At 56.7% G+C, this 16,659-nt stretch carries 17 protein-coding genes and 1 riboswitch; of the genes, 5 read left to right on the top strand and 12 right to left on the bottom strand.

Translation table 11 applies throughout. From position 1 onward, the window contains the following. Window positions 1–126: 126 nt before the first annotated feature. Window positions 127–948: a polyphosphate kinase 2 family protein gene (locus tag U740_RS04045; RefSeq protein ID WP_036859174.1), complete on the bottom strand. Its 822-nt coding sequence runs from the start codon at window positions 946–948 to the stop codon at window positions 127–129. Between the two features lie 327 nt (window positions 949–1,275). Between U740_RS04045 and U740_RS04040 the strand changes: the two genes are divergently transcribed. The 4 genes from U740_RS04040 to U740_RS04025 all read left to right on the top strand — a co-directional run bounded on the left by U740_RS04040 (window position 1,276) and on the right by U740_RS04025 (window position 5,829). Continuing rightward, the gene (locus U740_RS04040) at window positions 1,276–2,160 is read left to right on the top strand and encodes a diguanylate cyclase (RefSeq protein ID WP_036859166.1); all 885 of its coding nucleotides are present in this window, start codon (window positions 1,276–1,278) and stop codon (window positions 2,158–2,160) included. A gap of 205 nt (window positions 2,161–2,365) precedes the next feature. After that, window positions 2,366–4,030: an energy-dependent translational throttle protein EttA gene (ettA, locus tag U740_RS04035; protein WP_036859163.1), complete on the top strand. Its 1,665-nt coding sequence runs from the start codon at window positions 2,366–2,368 to the stop codon at window positions 4,028–4,030. A gap of 202 nt (window positions 4,031–4,232) precedes the next feature. After that, window positions 4,233–4,808, top strand: coding sequence for a LemA family protein (locus U740_RS04030; protein WP_036859160.1), 576 nt, complete (start codon window positions 4,233–4,235; stop codon window positions 4,806–4,808). Window positions 4,809–4,863: 55 nt separating this feature from the next. Further along, window positions 4,864–5,829, top strand: coding sequence for a GIDE domain-containing protein (locus U740_RS04025; protein ID WP_051921189.1), 966 nt, complete (start codon window positions 4,864–4,866; stop codon window positions 5,827–5,829). A gap of 8 nt (window positions 5,830–5,837) precedes the next feature. Here U740_RS04025 and U740_RS04020 read toward each other — a convergent pair whose 3' ends face one another. From U740_RS04020 to U740_RS04005, 4 genes are read right to left on the bottom strand one after another with little or no spacing between them, the layout of a single operon-like run. After that, complete coding sequence (locus U740_RS04020; protein WP_081890835.1) at window positions 5,838–6,173, bottom strand: cupin domain-containing protein; 336 nt, start codon at window positions 6,171–6,173, stop codon at window positions 5,838–5,840. Further along, window positions 6,173–6,553 carry a thiol-disulfide oxidoreductase DCC family protein gene (locus tag U740_RS04015; RefSeq protein ID WP_036859151.1) on the bottom strand — a complete coding sequence of 127 codons (381 nt, stop codon included), beginning with the start codon at window positions 6,551–6,553 and terminating at the stop codon, window positions 6,173–6,175. Before U740_RS04015 ends, U740_RS04020 begins: the two co-directional genes overlap by 1 nt. Continuing rightward, window positions 6,546–7,352, bottom strand: coding sequence for an SPOR domain-containing protein (locus U740_RS04010; protein WP_036859148.1), 807 nt, complete (start codon window positions 7,350–7,352; stop codon window positions 6,546–6,548). Before U740_RS04010 ends, U740_RS04015 begins: the two co-directional genes overlap by 8 nt. 43 nt (window positions 7,353–7,395) lie before the next feature. After that, window positions 7,396–7,671, bottom strand: coding sequence for a DUF4404 family protein (locus U740_RS04005; protein WP_160172042.1), 276 nt, complete (start codon window positions 7,669–7,671; stop codon window positions 7,396–7,398). A 303-nt stretch (window positions 7,672–7,974) separates the two neighbouring features. On the opposite strand from U740_RS04005, the gene U740_RS04000 reads away from it, so the two are divergent. Continuing rightward, window positions 7,975–9,285, top strand: coding sequence for an ammonium transporter (locus U740_RS04000; protein ID WP_036859143.1), 1,311 nt, complete (start codon window positions 7,975–7,977; stop codon window positions 9,283–9,285). Window positions 9,286–9,390: 105 nt separating this feature from the next. Here the strand turns inward: U740_RS04000 and U740_RS03995 are convergent, their stop codons facing one another. From U740_RS03995 to U740_RS03965, 7 genes are read right to left on the bottom strand one after another with little or no spacing between them, the layout of a single operon-like run. Further along, the gene (locus tag U740_RS03995; RefSeq protein ID WP_036859141.1) at window positions 9,391–10,254 is read right to left on the bottom strand and encodes a cobalamin-binding protein; all 864 of its coding nucleotides are present in this window, start codon (window positions 10,252–10,254) and stop codon (window positions 9,391–9,393) included. 1 nt (window position 10,255) lies between these two features. Then, window positions 10,256–11,026 (bottom strand): heme ABC transporter ATP-binding protein, encoded by a 771-nt coding sequence (locus U740_RS03990; protein ID WP_036859139.1) that lies wholly within the window; start codon window positions 11,024–11,026, stop codon window positions 10,256–10,258. Window positions 11,027–11,030: 4 nt separating this feature from the next. Then, on the bottom strand, window positions 11,031–12,047 hold the full coding sequence (locus U740_RS03985; RefSeq protein WP_407674692.1) for a FecCD family ABC transporter permease: 1,017 nt from the start codon (window positions 12,045–12,047) through the stop codon (window positions 11,031–11,033). Window positions 12,048–12,058: 11 nt separating this feature from the next. After that, window positions 12,059–12,652 carry a cob(I)yrinic acid a,c-diamide adenosyltransferase gene (gene cobO / locus U740_RS03980; RefSeq protein WP_036859135.1) on the bottom strand — a complete coding sequence of 198 codons (594 nt, stop codon included), beginning with the start codon at window positions 12,650–12,652 and terminating at the stop codon, window positions 12,059–12,061. Window positions 12,653–12,661: 9 nt separating this feature from the next. Continuing rightward, entirely contained in the window at window positions 12,662–13,588 is a 927-nt protein-coding gene (locus tag U740_RS03975; RefSeq protein ID WP_036859133.1) for an ABC transporter substrate-binding protein, read from the bottom strand. After that, on the bottom strand, window positions 13,585–14,280 hold the full coding sequence (locus U740_RS03970; protein ID WP_036859130.1) for a Dph6-related ATP pyrophosphatase: 696 nt from the start codon (window positions 14,278–14,280) through the stop codon (window positions 13,585–13,587). Before U740_RS03970 ends, U740_RS03975 begins: the two co-directional genes overlap by 4 nt. Window positions 14,281–14,306: 26 nt before the next feature. Continuing rightward, window positions 14,307–16,256 (bottom strand): TonB-dependent receptor plug domain-containing protein, encoded by a 1,950-nt coding sequence (locus tag U740_RS03965; RefSeq protein ID WP_036859127.1) that lies wholly within the window; start codon window positions 16,254–16,256, stop codon window positions 14,307–14,309. 115 nt (window positions 16,257–16,371) lie between these two features. Next, window positions 16,372–16,615, bottom strand: a riboswitch (cobalamin riboswitch). Between the last annotated feature and the right edge of the window lie 44 nt (window positions 16,616–16,659).

The raw sequence follows: 16,659 nt of genomic DNA, 5'->3' as shown, positions 1-16,659 counted from the left end.
ACAGCCAAGGCGAATGCCACCTCTTTTCAGCCTTGATGTATCGGGGCAGCAATCACTTTATTCGCCCCCTCCCGATAGTTGGCATCCGACACTGGCAACCAGGGTGAAAGCACCGATTGCGAATGGTTACGAATCCTTTAACTCCCGACGCAACATTTCCAGGGCTTCCTGCATCAGTTCCGGCTCCAACAGCGGCACTGAAATATCGACTCCCCTGGCCAGCACCTCAGTGACCACTTTCAGGGCCTCGACACGGGCGAACCATTTTCGATTGCCGGGAATCAGGTGCCAGGGGGAAAACTCCGTCGATGTTTTTTCAAGCATTTCCTGGAATGCCTGCTGGTAGTCATCCCAGCGGTGCCAGTTACGAATATCTTCGCTGGTAATTTTCCAGTGTTTTCGCGGATTGCGCAGGCGTTCTTCAAAACGCCGCATTTGCTCAACTTTGGTAATCACCGGCAACAGTTTGACGACCGGTACGCCATCGTCGTGAAGCATCCGTTCAAAGTCATTGATCTCGGCATAGGCACGCTGCCAGGCAGATTTACTGCAGTACCCTTCGACACGCTCCACCAGCACCCGGCCGTACCAGGAGCGATCGAAAATCGCAATGGAGCCCGACGAGGGCAGTCGCTGCCAAAAACGTTGCAGATAGTGCTGCCCGGACTCCTCAGCACTGGGAGCACCGATCGGCCAGACCTGCACTCCCCGCACATCCAGGGGTTGAGTGAGTCGACGGATAATGCCGCCCTTGCCAGCACAGTCCACCCCCTCGAGCACGATCACCGCCCGTCGACCCTGGGTGTAATAGGCCAGCTGGATTTGCAGCATCTTTTCCTGCAATTTGCCCAGCAGGTGTTTATATTCGCCCTTGTCCCTGAGCGCCCGATCCGGGTCAATATCACTGAGCTGGACGCCATCCCCCACAGGGTCAATCGACGCCTTCATCGATCTGTCTCTTTCGTTTTTCTACCCATGGCGGGAGTTACCTCAGCATTGCGTTTACAGGTGGTGTGCCCCATGCCCACACCGGCATCCTATGTTCTTTGTAGTCGAAACCGGCAGGCCGGGCAACGACCAATGGCCCTGAGCCTAAATGTCCTGACCCAAAACTTCCATATTTTCACGCCATGTCCCGGCAATAGCCGAACCCCGGTGACTCGCACACAGCAGCCGTTTCGTCTAGAGTGAACAACAATTTTGGGGTCGATGGATTGACGTCAATCCAGGTGAATTAGACCACATGAACCATCAACCACTGAATGAGCTCACGTCATGTCCTCTTTTACCATGCAGGAATTGCAGTCGGCCATCGCGGAATTGGATCAGGCGATTTTCAGCCACGAGCAATGGTACAAAAGCCTGCTGCGTATCCTCATTTCAAGGGTACCGGCGGAACCGGCAGACCTGAGACCGGATGCGCACCAGCACTGTCGCTTTGGTCAGTGGTATGAAAACGTCTCTACAGCTCTACTCCGAGAGCATCCGGCCTTTGTTTCACTCGGCGATGCCCACGAAAAAATGCACGTCTATGCACGAACCCTGCTCCAACTCGTCTCTGACAATAAACCTGTTGCCACCAGCCAGCTGGATCAATTCGAAAATGCCCTGGACAAAATGCGGCTGGAGATTCAGTCGTTGCGACTTGAACTTTCAGAGGTCATCCAAAATCAGGACCCCCTCACCGGGGCACAAAACAGAGCCGGCCTGCTACCCTGGCTTCGCGAACAACATGCTTTGAGTCAAAGAAGGGGGCAGCACTGCGCCCTGACGATGCTGGACCTCGACCACTTCAAGCGGGTCAATGACGAATACGGTCATCTTGCCGGCGACAAAGTGCTCATCTCAACGGTGCAATGCCTGCAGACCATTCTCCGGCCATACGACCGGATATACCGCTATGGAGGAGAGGAGTTCCTTCTTTGCATGCCTGGCACAACGCCGGAGGAAGCGCGGGAAGTGGCCGAGCGGATGTGTCATGCCGTCGCCGCCCAGCGAATTCAGCCCGACGGCTTCGATAACATTCTGCAGGTCACTGCGTCACTGGGTGTGGCCATGCTCGACCCATCCCGGCCCGTTGAAGCGTCCATTGAGATTGCCGACAAGACAATGTATGAGGCAAAAAAGTCGGGGCGCAATCGCGTAGTGACAGAATATTGAGTACCCGGCAGGCAGGGTCCCCACAGTAAGAACCCGGCGGGGTGCTTCTGACCCGTTTCAGTTTCCGCTACAATCCACACACTTGATATGGCCTGTTCGCTGTTTCTTCACAGGAGACATAAACAGCCCCGCCCCTGCCGGGTATAACACCCCGGTCAGTACTGACAGGCACCATTCTTTTAACAAAAACTCAGGCAAGTATTCCATGGCCCAATATGTATACACCATGAACCGGGTGGGCAAAGTTGTTCCGCCCAAACGCCAGATTCTCAAGGATATCTCCCTGTCCTTTTTCCCGGGCGCCAAGATCGGCGTACTCGGCCTTAATGGTTCAGGCAAATCCACCCTGCTGAAAATCATGGCCGGACTCGACACCGACATTCAGGGGGAAGCGCGCCCGATGCCCGGTATCAAGGTGGGCTACCTGCCACAGGAGCCGCAACTGGACCCCGCCAAGGATGTGCGCGGCAACGTGGAAGACGGTGTACGGGAAGCGGTGGACGCTCTGAACGCACTGGACGAACTGTACGCCGCCTATGCCGAACCGGATGCGGATTTCGACAAGCTGGCCAAACGCCAGGGCGAGCTGGAAAACATTATCGAGACCTGGGACGCCCATAATCTGAACCACACTCTGGAAGTGGCTGCCGACGCCCTGCGCCTGCCGCCCTGGGATGCCGATGTCAGCAAGCTGTCCGGCGGTGAAAAACGCCGGGTGGCCCTGTGTCGCCTGCTGCTGTCAAAGCCCGATATGCTACTGCTGGATGAGCCCACCAACCACCTGGATGCCGAATCGGTATTCTGGCTGGAAAAATTTCTCGAGGAATTTTCCGGCACGGTGGTGGCTGTGACCCATGACCGCTACTTCCTCGACAATGTGGCGGGCTGGATTCTGGAGCTGGACCGCGGCCACGGCATTCCCTACGAAGGCAATTACACCACCTGGCTGGAGGCCAAGGAAAAACGGCTGGAAACTGAACAGAAGCAGGAGGACGCCCGCCAGCGCACCATCAAGAATGAGTTGGAATGGGTGAGACAGAACCCGAAAGGCCGCCATGCCAAGAACAAGGCCCGTTTATCCCGCTTCGAGGAGATGAGCTCCCAGGAATTCCAGACACGCAACGAAACCAACGAGATCTATATTCCGCCGGGGCCCCGACTCGGCGACAAGGTCATCGAGCTGGAAAATGTCTGCAAGCGTTTTGGCGACCAACTGCTGATCGACAACCTGACCCTCAGTATTCCGAAGGGCGCAATTGTGGGTATCGTCGGTGGCAATGGTGCCGGTAAATCCACTCTGTTCCGGATGATCGCTGGCACAGAGCAACCCGACAGCGGCTCCATCACACTGGGCGATACAGTGAACCTTGCCTTTGTGGAACAGAGCCGGGAAAACCTGGATGACAAAAAAACCGTCTGGGAGGCCATTTCCGACGGGCAGGACATCCTGCAGATCGGCAATTATCAGGTGCCTTCGCGGGCCTATCTGGGCCGCTTCAATTTTAAGGGTAGCGACCAGCAAAAGCGGGTCGGCGAACTGTCCGGCGGGGAGCGCGGCCGTCTGCATCTGGCGGATACCCTGAAACAGGGTGCCAACGTGCTGCTGCTCGATGAGCCTTCAAATGACCTCGATATCGAAACCCTGCGGGCTCTGGAGGAGGCGATTCAGAACTTTCCCGGCTGCGTGCTGGTGATCTCTCACGATCGCTGGTTCCTCGACCGGGTAGCCACACATATTCTGGCCTACGAAGGCGACAGCGAAGTGGTGTTCTTCGAGGGCGACTACACCGAATACCACGAGGATCTTATCAAGCGCAAAGGCCAGGATGCCCAACCCAGACGACTGAAATACAAGCGCCTGAAAACCTGACCCCGCCCCATGCAATTTGCAGGGCTTCACACCAATACCGGGTGTGCAGCTCTGCAACCCTCTACTGCGATAATTCCAGATGCCCGCTTACCGGCATCGCGAATCATCACAGATGTTTTGCTCAGGTTTTGTTGCCGCCAATGGCCAAAGCCCCTATTCTCAAAGCCTTCCGCTACAGACCCTTTTAAAACAGGTGAATGTCATGGGTATATTCAGTTTTATTGTGCTCGGCTTGCTGATACTGGGCATCGGCTACGGCATTGTTATCTACAACAACCTGGTGGCTTTGAAGCATCGGGTGGCGCAGGCCTGGTCAAATATTGACGTGCTGTTGAAACAGCGCTTCGAGGAGTTGCCGAAGTTGGTGGACACCTGCAAACAGTACATGCAGTACGAGCAGACCACACTGGAGCAGGTCATCAACGCCCGCAACCAGGTATCGGCTGCGGCACAGGGTGGTGACATGCAGGCACTTGGCATTGCCGAAACGGCCCTGCGCAAGGGTCTGGGCCAACTGTTTGCGTTGGCAGAAAACTATCCGGAGCTGAAAGCCAATGAGTCATTCCGTCATTTGCAGGTGCGGATCTCCGATCTGGAAAACGCTATCGCCGACCGCCGCGAACTCTACAACGAAGTAGTCAATCAGAATAATATCCGCATCGAACAGTTTCCGGACAGGCTGATTGCCGGTTTCTTCAAGTTTGGTCCACACGACCTGCTGCGATTCAGCGAAGCACAGATTGCCGATGTCGACATCAAGGGACTGTTCCATTCGTGATGTGGTGGCCCACTACTGCCCCCGCAAGGCCTTACTGGTGCGTGGCTGATACCGCGTGACCATTAACAGCCTGTTTTGTGCCGAATGCGTGGCAAATCTCTCCACAGGGAAGTTTGCCCTGTGGTTAACACTGGCCATCGCTGTTTCGCTGTTCAGTTTGTGGAAAAGCTATCACCTGCTGAAACGGGCCCGGCTGGTGGAAGACATGCCCACCTCAAAAATCCGCTCTGCCAGCCAGGGTTACACGGAGCTGATTGGCGTGGCCACCCGACAGGGCCATCCGCAATTGGCACCATTGAGTAGTACCCTGTGTCTTTGGTGGCGCTACACCATCGAGAAATATCAGCGTACCGGCAGATCCAGCCGCTGGAGTACCGTTGAGAAGCGCGCCTCGAGTCGACCTTTTTATCTGCAGGACACCACCGGTATTTGCCGGGTAGATCCGGCGGGTGGCGATATCAGCACCCGACACCGCCAGGTCTGGTATGGCAATACCCGCCGCCCGATTGGCATCCCGAAACCCGCGCAGCTCAATAACGGCTTTTTCAGTCTCAATCGTGTGATTTCATTTGGCAGCCGATATCGCTACACAGAATATCTGATTATGGAGGGCGACCCACTTTATACGCTGGGGCATTTCACGACGGATAGTACGGGCCAGAGAACATTGTCGGCAGATCAGCTGGCCGGTGATATCCTGAGAAACTGGAAGACGGATTTTCCGGCATTGTTGACGAAATTTGATCACAACCGTGATGGAGAACTTGACCTGAGAGAATGGCAACTCGTTCGGGAAGCCGCTCTGGGAAAAGCGCGCGAGCAACAGGCGGCGGTGGCAGGCGCACCACCCGATCATTTGTTGAGCCAGCCGGAACACAGCGGCCTGCCCTTTATCGTCAGCAGTGCGGAACAGACCCACCTTAGCAGAGGTTTTCGCCGGGGGGCGCTAGCCTACGCAGCGGGATTTCTGTTGGCGGGAACGCTGGCTACCTGGCTGATGACCAGCCGTTTAATCGGTTAACTCAGGCTCTAATAAAATATAGCCAGCCAGATCGTTTCGGTATCGGGATCGGTCCAGGCAACACGGTGTTTGCGGTGTGCCGGAATGGCGGCAAAATCGCCCACTTCCATGTCCATTCGGTCACCATTGTCGAACTCCAGCACACCTTTCCCCTGAATAATCACCACCAGTTCATTTTCCGGTTGGTCATACCAGAAACCCTCCGGGGAACTCTGCCCCCTGGATACAATCCGCTGGATGCGAGTGAAGTCGGTAACAATCACGTCCTCAAAAAGCTCACCCAGTGTCAACACAGGAATGTTCGAAAACAGGTTACCGACCATCACCTCGCTGTTGGTAGCCATCAAAGCCTCCCGTCACGTATCAACCGGCGGCGAACCCACCAGCGATAAAGTTTGCTCAGGATCGGACGCACCAATGGCAACCCGATCAGCCAACCGATAGGCTTCAATAGCGGAATCCTCGCCATCAGCAACCGGTAGGCATCTATCTCTGAAAAGATATTGCCCTCTCCATCCTGCACATGCAACTCGGTGAGGGCTTTTCGGGGATCAATACCCGCCTCCCGCAATCGAGCTTCTGCACCCGTGATATCCACCCAGCAGACATTGTCGCGCTCGCCGGCCAGCTTTTCATAGGCACGGCGATCTCTTACGCAAATGGGGCAGGCACCGTCGTAGAATACCGTGAGTCTCTCCGAGGGGGATTCGGCCCGATCAACCATCCACAGCTACCGCTTGACTGGACTCCATGTCCAGGGAACTCATTGATCTGACCCATGGCTCAACGCCGGGATACTGCCTGGCGATGGCCCGCCAGGCCTCCCGCGCCTTGGCCGGACTCTCAAAAGTGCCCCAGACCAGCAATTGCCAGTGCTGTTTCTCGCTATAGGACTGGAACTGCTGTACCCCCAGATCACCGAGGCGATGTCGCTCAACAAATAGTCTGATCTGGGCGGGATCCTTGAAAGCCGCCAGTTGCAGGGTATACGCCGGCTTTTTGGCATCAATGGACAAGTCACCTCCGATATCGTCCCCCAGTGCATAAGCGACCGGTTCTGCGACAGAGGTTTGAGGCGCTGATGCAGGTGAGGGCGAAGTCTTTCTTGCCACGACTGAGGGTACCGGCTCGGGGACACGGGGCGGCCGCTCCCTCAGCTTACGCTCTACCAGAGTCGACGACTCTGACTCGGAGATCACTGGCGTGCTGTCAAGCCCCGGTAACTGGTTTCGCCAGTCCTGACTGGGAGGAGGGACAACCTGCAGGTTGTGCCGGTCCCGCTCGGAAGACGGGCTGACGCCCTGTCCATCGGAAACTGTCGCTTCCCCTACTGCCGCCACCGTTGATGTGGCAACCGCCCGACCGTTCCTGATTTCGCGCATATCACAGGACCAGTCATCACTTTGCCTGGCACCACTACAGACCCAGCCAATGTAGTTATCGCTGTCTTCATTTGTATCGGAGCCGGCACAGCCGACAATCAGCGCGCCGACTACAATCAGACCAAAGACTCTTCTCTCCATTTCCCAATAGACTCCATCAACCCGGACCGCTAGAGCCTCAGAGCTAGATACCCATTTTCCCGAGTGAATCCAGCAGTTGACGCACGACGCCTGCCAGGCGGGGGTGGTCCAGATCAAAGTCACCGGCCTTTCGCTCAAGTTGCTCCCGCAACGATTCATGGTGAGGCTCTTTTTCGAGATCCCCCTGGGCAATGCGTATCATGTCAGACATTAGATGTCCCAGCATATCCCGGTCTTCGGGATCCAGTGTCTTTGCCTTTTCTAGCTCGTTGTGCAGCGTGGCCAATTGGTCACGCAAGTCATCATTTTCATTGGACATGGTCATCACTCCTCCGGACACAGAACCGCAGCGGTTCTTGTGAGTTTCTGGTTTCTATCAATCCTGAATCAAGTCCTTGTCGTCGGCAAGCAGACATATTGATATCCGCTCTATACGGAGACCAAAAGAATTCAAGCACCATAGTAGCGCCAAATCGACTTTTCTGGCACAGCATTTGCGAAACCTTATCTGAACGCCTTGTTTAAGGCTAAAAAACAAAAAAATCGCTCTATTCTGATGCATTAGCACCAGCATGAGCCAAAATATTGCACACTTATAGTGCAATACTGTGAGGGATTAATTATGTTCAGGTCTGTAAGACACCGCACCACCCTGTATGCACTGTTATTAAGCTTGCTTGCACCGACTATGGGTCACACAGAGGCCGTTAATGGTGCAAATACGGCATGGATTCTGACCGCCACTGCGCTGGTGCTGTTCATGACAATTCCCGGTCTGTCGCTTTTTTACGCCGGGCTGGTCAGAGCAAAAAACGTGCTGTCGGTATTAATGCAGTGCTTTGCCATTACCTGTGCGGCCTCACTGATATGGTTGATCTGCGGCTATAGCCTGGCTTTCGGTGATGGCGGCTCAATGAATGCCTGGATTGGCAACCTGCAAAATATCATGCTGGCTGGTGTAACGAAAGATAGTCTGGCCGGAGATATCCCCGAGACTGTATTCTTCATGTTTCAAATGACCTTCGCCATTATCACCCCGGCGCTGATTGTCGGCGGTTTTGCCGAACGTATGCGCTTTTCGGCAGTCATGCTGTTCAGCTGCCTCTGGCTGCTGGTGGTCTACGTGCCGATTACCCACTGGGTGTGGGGCGGTGGCTGGCTGGCTGAAATGGGGCTGCTGGATTTTGCCGGTGGCACGGTTGTGCATATTACCGCTGGGGTTGCCGCGCTGGTGACGGCGATCGTTCTGGGTCGCCGCCGTGGCTTCCAGCAACAGCCAATGATGCCGCACAACCTGACCATGACCGTTACCGGGGCAGGGATGCTCTGGGTTGGCTGGTTTGGCTTTAATGGCGGTTCGGCTCTCGCTGCCAACGGTGACGCGGGCATGGCCATCCTGGTAACCCACATCTCTGCCGCCACCGGTTCACTGGCCTGGATGATGATGGAGTGGATCAAACACGGCAAGCCTTCGGTACTGGGTATCGTTACAGGTATGGTGGCGGGTCTCGGCACCATCACCCCGGCATCGGGCTTTGTCGGCCCCGGCGGTGCAGTGCTGATCGGCTTCAGCGCCGGCATCATCTGCTATTTTGCAACCCAGATGCTCAAACTGCGCTTCCGGATTGACGACTCACTCGACGTCTTCCCGGTACACGGCATCGGAGGGATCCTCGGCACCCTGCTAGCCGGGATATTCATCTCCGCCGACCTCGGCGTCTTCAGCGGTCAGGGCTATGCCGAGGGTATGGCGATGGATTCCCAGCTAAAAGTCCAGTTTATCGGGGTACTCAGTACGCTTGCCTATACTGCCATACTGACTTTTGTATTGTTGAAGCTGGTTAACCTGATGGTTGGTCTGAGAGTAGACGACGAGGAGGAAACCCAGGGGCTGGATATCTCCCAGCATGATGAGAGGGGCTACGATATCTGAGGATTTGCTACTGTACCGATTGTGTTTACCGGTCAATGTGAACAGGAAAAAGCCGCCTCCGGGCGGCTTTTTTACGGGTGCAATAATACTTTGTCCGGCATTATGTCACCGGACGTGATCGATAGCCTCGCACAACTGCCGGGCACCCTTAACGATACGTGGGGTATGACGGTGTAAAAGATAGGGGTCTACATCGTAAATATGTCCACCGGCGACGGCACGCAATTGTGGCCATTGACGCCAGTAATCAAACGCTGTCCCGGCTTCCGTGTACTGCCCCACCACAATGACTTCCGGATCGGCTGCCAGAACTGATTCCACGCTCAGTCTTGGCACCAGCCCTGCGGTATTGGCAAACACGTTGTGCCCACCGCACAGTGCCATCACATCCGAGACCAGGTGGCTGCCACCGAAGGTCATCAGTGGTGACTGCCATATCTGGTAATACACCGTCACCGGGCGCGACTGACCGTACTCATCACCCAGTGTTTTTATGGCCTGGCGAAACTGGGCAGCCACAGGCTCCGCGGTATCTTCGCGACCCAGCAGTTTGCCGATATTCAACACGCTGCGGGGAATATCGTCCAAGTGGCGGGGCTTATTGACATAGACGTTCAGGCCCAGGGATTTGAGCCGTTTGATCATGCTCTCCCCATTGCCGCTCAACCATACCAGTACCAGATCCGGCTGATACTGTAGCAGGGCCTCGTAATTGATTTTATTATTGGAGCCAATCACCGGCAGGGCTTTTGCCGCTGCGGGAAAGTCGCTCCAGGCCACAGTAGCAGTCATCTGGTCACCACCACCCACGGCATATACCAATTCGGTCAGGTGAGGCGCCAGAGTAATCACCCGTTGGGCCGGGCCCTCGAGCACAAGTTGTTCACCGATATCATCCTGAACACGGATTTCTGCAGACACCGCAGCTCCGCACAATGCCAACAAAAGTATCAGTAGAGTTCGGGGCATCTCAGGCAATCACCAGTGGCGTGCCCGTCAGCGGGTTGATGCCGATGGACACGTCCACATTGAAGACCTGCTTGATCGTCGTGGCTGTGAGCACCTGCTGCGGCGAACCGAAGGCGGCAATCCGCCCACAACTCAATACCAGCAGCTGGTCGGCACAGCGGGCCGCCATGTTCAGATCGTGAATCACCACCAATACGCCAACGCCCTGAGCGGCAAAACTGCGCATATTGGTAATGGTCAGTTGCTGGTGTGCGAGATCAAAAGAAGAGGTGGGCTCGTCGAGTATCAACACGCGGGCATGGTCGGTCACCGGCTCCCAGATCTGGGCCAGCACCCGAGCCAGCTGGACGCGCTGCTTTTCACCGCCGGACATGTGGGTATAAAAACGCTTGTCCAGATAACTGCCATCCACAGCGGCCAGGGCTGCATCGACAATGGCGGTATCGCGGACCAGTCCAGTGGCGTGAGGAATACGCCCCATCATCACCACCTCCCGGGCGGTAAAGGGAAAATCGAGCCGTGAACTCTGGGGCAACACCGCCATGACGCTGGCCAACTGTGTCGGCGACCAGTCCCCCAGTGGCCGGCCACTCAGCGCAATGTTGCCCGCCGTGGACCGCTGTTCGCCTGTCAGAAGACGTAACAGGCTGGTTTTACCGGCCCCATTGGGACCAATAATGGCCGTGACCTTGCCCGGCTCCACACGCAAATCGATATCCCGCAGCAGCGAAAACCCGGCGATGGAAAATGACAGACCCTGTGCTTCCAGCATCGCGCTAACTCACCAGATCCCGGCGCTGCCGGAGCAACAGAGCAACGAAGAATGGTGCCCCCAGCAGGGCCGTGATCACCCCGGTGGGCAATTCAGCTGGCGACATCAGGGTCCGGGCCCCGGTATCCGCCAGCAACAGCAACACCGCCCCCAACAGGGCAGAACCGGGAATCAGGTAACGGTGATCGGGCCCGATCAGCAACCGCACCAGATGGGGCACAATCAGCCCCACAAAAGCGACCACACCCGACACCGCCACCGCCACACCAACCCCGAGTGCCGTCAGTACGATCAATCGCCGTTTCAGCTGCTCGACGCCAATCCCCAGATGGCGGGCCTCGGATTCTCCCAGCAACATGGCATTCAACGCACGGCCTTCGCGCGGCAGGACCAATACCAGCGGTATCACCACCGCGGCAATTACCATCACACGGTGCCAATTGGCACTGTCCAGGTTACCCATTTGCCAGAGGCTGATGCGACGCAGCATTTCATTGTCGGCAAAGAAACTGAACAGGCTGGTTACCGCCCCCGCCAGTGCCGTAATGGCAATTCCGGCGAGCAACATGGTGGATACAGAGGTGCCGGTTACCGAGGTTGCCAGCCGGTAAACGACGGCCGTGGCAGCCATACCGCCAAGAAAGGCACCGATCGCAATGGCTGGCAGCCCCAACCCGGGGCCCAGGAAGCCAAAACCACCGAAGAAAATCACACAACTGGCGCCTACCGAGGCGCCACTGGAAACGCCGATCAGGGAGGGATCGGCCAGTGGATTGCGAAACAGACCCTGCATCACGGCACCGCAACTGGCCAGACAGGCACCGACCAGAGCCGCCAACAACACCCGTGGCAGACGAATCAGCTCCAGCACACGACCGTCCATATCCTGATCAGCAGACCAGAGCGTCAGCAGTTTTACCGGAGCAATCTGTACCGGGCCCACGAGCAAGCCAAGCAATACAGCCAGCAGCAGCAAAACCAGGGCAAACACCATAAAGGCCCGAGGGGGAAGACGATGCAACGGTCGGCCCGTCAGAAGTCCACACCGCGCCGTGCCATAATACCGGCGCGATAGGCGTGTTTGACGTCCCGTATCTCGGAGACGGTATCCGCCAGCGCCTGCAGCCCCGCCCCGCCACCGCGGCCGGTCACCACAACACTCTGACTGAACGGTCGGTTGCGCAATGCATCCAGCACTTCCGCCTCATCGAGATACTGAAAACTGAGCATGTAGGTCAACTCATCCAGCACCACCAGATGGAAACTTTCATCGGCCAGCATCCGCTTGGCCACCAGCCAAGTGCGCAAGGCGGCCTCCATATCACCACGACGATCCTGGGTATTCCAAGTAAAGCCGGTGCCCATCTGGTAGAAGTCCACTTCCGGGCACTTTTCCTGCAGGTATAGCTCTTCGCCCGAGAGCTGCTCACCCTTGATGAATTGCACCACACCCACCTTATAGTGATAGCCCAGTGCCCGCATCACCATGCCAAAGGCAGAACTGGATTTACCCTTGCCATCACCTGTGAGCAAAATCATCACACCGCGCTCCTGGTCTGCGGCCGCTATACCTGCGTCGACTTTTTCCTTGAGCTTCTGCATCTTCTGCTGGTGTTTGTCGGTCATTGCATTTCCTCAGGGGGTATTCGGAATTTTCACTGCGCCCATCATACCCTGGGGCAGCGGGTGAATTTCGGGGTGCAGCAGATTGGCCAGTATTTCCAGACTGTCCACCAACCGGGGGCCGGGACGGCTGAAATAACTGTTGCCGTCTACCATATAGATCTGATCGGATACTGTCGCTGGCAGCATGCCGTAACCTGATCTGCCTGTCAGCAGGGGAATATCCAGGGCCGTGCGCTCCAAGTCAAATCCGCACAATGAAACGACCACCACATCCGGTGCCACGGCCATCAGCTCACCCCATGAGCGGCGGCGGGATGGCCGCTGCTGCTCGCCAAAACAGGGCGTGCCACCGGCCAGCTCGATCAACTCCGGGTACCAGTGCCCACCATCGTAGATCGGGTCAAGCCACTCCAGAATTGCCACTCGGGGACGCAACGCCGGCACAGCCGCCGCTGTCCGCGCCGCCACCTGATTGACCCGGCGACAGAGCTCGGCGTGATAGGTAGCGGCCGCCGCGGTACAACCCGCCGCCGCTCCCACTAGTAACACCGTATCCAGAACATCCTGCAGACAGGTGGGTTCCAGATTGACCACCCGAACATCACCGGGCAACTGACAGGCCATCTCATTCACCTCACCGGCAGAGACCGCACAGACGTCACAAAGGGCCTGGGTGACGATCAAATCAGGGGCGAGCCCCCGTAACACCGGCTCGTTCAGACTGTATAGCGCACTGTCCGTTTCCAGTTGGTCACTGACCAGCGTATCGATCTCATCACTGGCCAGCCCCTTGGGAATCCTGGAAGCAGTCACCACCGGCAATCCCACCACGTCGGGCGGAAAATCACACTCATGGGTGACACCCACCAGACTGTCACGGAGTCCAATGCCACAGATGATCTCTGTGGCGCTGGGCAACAGCGAGACAACCCTCAAGCCACCACCTCTTTCAGGTCAGTGTACAAAAACCCCTCCCGAGTCACTGTTTCACCCACCTCAACCCGTATCGGCCATTTGAACATCGGCCCGTTCCAGGCAAAGCTGTGGAATTCACCATTCTCCCCGCAGGGATCGACCTTTGCCGGCAGTTTCGTCAGAAAATCCAGATTGAACGCGGCGCCCGCCAGTGACTGGGGCATCCTACCGGGGTCCAGACAGGTCACACGTGCCTGCAAGCCACTGTCCACCATGGCCCGGGCCAGTTGATCTGTGGGCGTAGCCCAGATCGGAAACAATACCTCAAGCCCGGTCTGTGCCATACGGCTTTCGCGGTAGGCGCGAATGTCCTCCAGAAACAGGTCGCCAAAGGCAATGGCGTCGGGTGAGAATTGCTGTATGGCTTCCTCCAGCCCGGTACGCATGGCCTGCTCATACTGCTCATTGCTGCACGGCCAGGGCAGGGGAATCGCCAACAGCGGCAAGCCGGCAGCATCCGCCTGGGCGCGTACCAGGTTCAGGCGGACGCCGTGGATGGCCGAGCGGGCAAACGCCTGATTGTAGGTGGTCAACAACCCGACCACCTCCACGGTGGGATCCCGCTGCAATTGATAAAGCGCCCAGGCGGAATCCTTGCCACTGCTCCAGGACAATAACACTCGGGTTTTCCCGAGTCTGCTGAAATCGGTCACGCTACGCAGCTCCCTGAGCTGACAACTTATTGGGTGAAGCTGTAGCGAACACCCACCATGGCACCAAAACCGAGTGTCTCATAACCAAAAACCTCTTCATAATCTTCATCCAGCAGGTTTTCCAGCCGGGTATAAATGGTCAGTGATTTGCCCGCCTGATACTGGGCACTCAGATTCACCAGCGTGTAATCATCCAGTTCAATCCGTGTTGAAGGTTGCGGCCAGGGTGGAAAATACTGGTCATCCTGGTGGCCATTGTACTGGGCATTCAGAACAATATTGAGGCGTTCAGCCACCTGCCAGTTCAGCGTCGTACTGCCGAGATGGCGGGGCCGACGCAGTTCATCCACATCCCGACCGCCACTGTCTGGCTCAGTGGCATCCGTGTAGGTGTAACTGCCCTTGAGGGACAGGGTCGGCGTCAGGCTGGCATCAAAGGTCAGCTCTACACCCTGCCGGTCGCTGTTACCATCGACATTTTCTGCTGTGAAGGCAAAGGCAACCGGATCATAGACAAACCCGTTGATTTCATTTTCCAGACGGGCGCGGAAATAGGTCAGGCCAAGTATCAACCGGTCATCAAACAGTGACTGATCGACACCCACATCCCAACTGGTGGACTTTTCCGGGCGCAGGTCGGGGTTGCCGACAAAATTTGTATAGAAACCAAAGCGCTCGGAGAACGTGGGGTTTTTCACCGCGGTGCCCCAGCTTGCACGCAAACGCGTGGCGGATGCGGGGATGCGGTAACTGGCATCAAAGCGCCGCGTGTAGGCATTCTGAAACTCACTGTTGTCATCGTGACGCACACTGGCACCCAGTGTCAGGTCATCCCACAACACCACCCGGTACTCCAGTACCACACTGTCGGTTTCGCGGCTTTGATTCTGGTTCGGGTCACCAAAAAGAATGGGGCCTCGCTGACGAAAATCCTCGGTTTCCCGCTCCAGCAGCAGCGACAGGCGCTGGGTCTGCTCATCCCAGCTGAAACTGGTGAGGTAGCTGTACTGTTTTTTCCGCGTGGCATTCGAACCGGTGGTCGCGCCATCGGTATAGTTTTCATTGTTGTGGCGACTGACAGCCAGAGCGACCCGGTGCTGCCAGCGATTATCCAGCAGGGACAAGTCCGCCTGGGCGCGGACAAAGCGCTGTCGGAAATCTGATTCATGGTTGCCGTCCTCCGGCAAACCGGTAATCAGGTCATCAATGCCATCAAATTCATTTTCACCTTCTGTCTGACGAGCCGTCAGGGATAGGCCCAGGTTATCCAGCGGTCGCCAGCCGGCGTTGAGGTTGAGCGTGCTATTGCGATAGCCATCATCTTCACTGCCAGAGCGGGAAATATTGTCGCCGTCGGCAGACAGGTGAGAACCACTGAGGTTGATGCGAGCTGTCCCGGCACTGGCACCGATAACAAAGCCCGTATGGTTGGTGCCATGACTGCCGCCTTCGGAGAAAACCTGCGCCTGAAATGGCTCGTCTGCCTGACGGGTAATTATATTGATTACCCCCGCCACAGCATCGCTGCCCCAAAGGGCGCTCTGTGCACCCCGCACCACCTCGATCCGTTCAACCCCGGCGGTAGACATGTGAGCCCAGTTAAATTCATCGGCCTGGGCACCGTCATTCACCTCAACACCATCCACCAACACCAGCACATGGTTGCCTTCGGCACCGCGCATTCTCAACTGAGTAGTGGAACCGAGTGGACCACTCCGGTTGATGGCGATACCGGGCACATCGCGCAACAGGTCACTGACCACGGCGGCACCACTGACTTCGATATCCCGGGAGGAAATAACATGAATGGCGTTGCCGGTCTGCTGCAACTGAACCGGTGCCAGGGACGCGGTGACCACGACTTCCTGAAGATTATTTTTACCGGTTTCAGTGTCAATCGCCGTTTCGGCAGCCTGTGCGCTGGCAATAGAGATGACAAGGAGTGCCAGGCAACTGACGGGAGGAAATTTTTTCATTAACAAGTCTCCGGCGTTCGACCCCGAACGCGTGCTGAGTGAGATCAGTCCACGGAGTTATGATTGGCGATGAAACAGGAAAACTGTCGACACCAACGCAACCACACCCCGTGGTTCGTTTGCGTAGCGACAGGCCGGTCTCCGGACTCATGAGCGGTTTCCCCTGCCAGATCGCCTTCCCATGCATGTGCACAGTGGCTGTGTGATCTGGCGTTTGAACCCGTACTGCGGGTTCACTCAATTACCGTTGCGGGGGCAGTGTCGGGTTTGCCTTTGACTGGCGTCATGGAGCGCACCGACTTCCCGTTTCACCCGACGCACTGAACGCTGCGTCGAGAACCTGTTGCCTAAGCAAGGTGGAGGAATTTACGCCCGGAACCGGGCAAAGTCAATTTTGGGTTTT

It is taken from the genome of Porticoccus hydrocarbonoclasticus MCTG13d (assembly GCF_000744735.1).
Classification (GTDB): Bacteria; Pseudomonadota; Gammaproteobacteria; order Pseudomonadales; family Porticoccaceae; genus Porticoccus; species Porticoccus hydrocarbonoclasticus.
The sequence above is the reverse complement of the archived record's forward strand: the minus strand, read 5'-3'. Positions and strand labels throughout refer to the sequence as shown.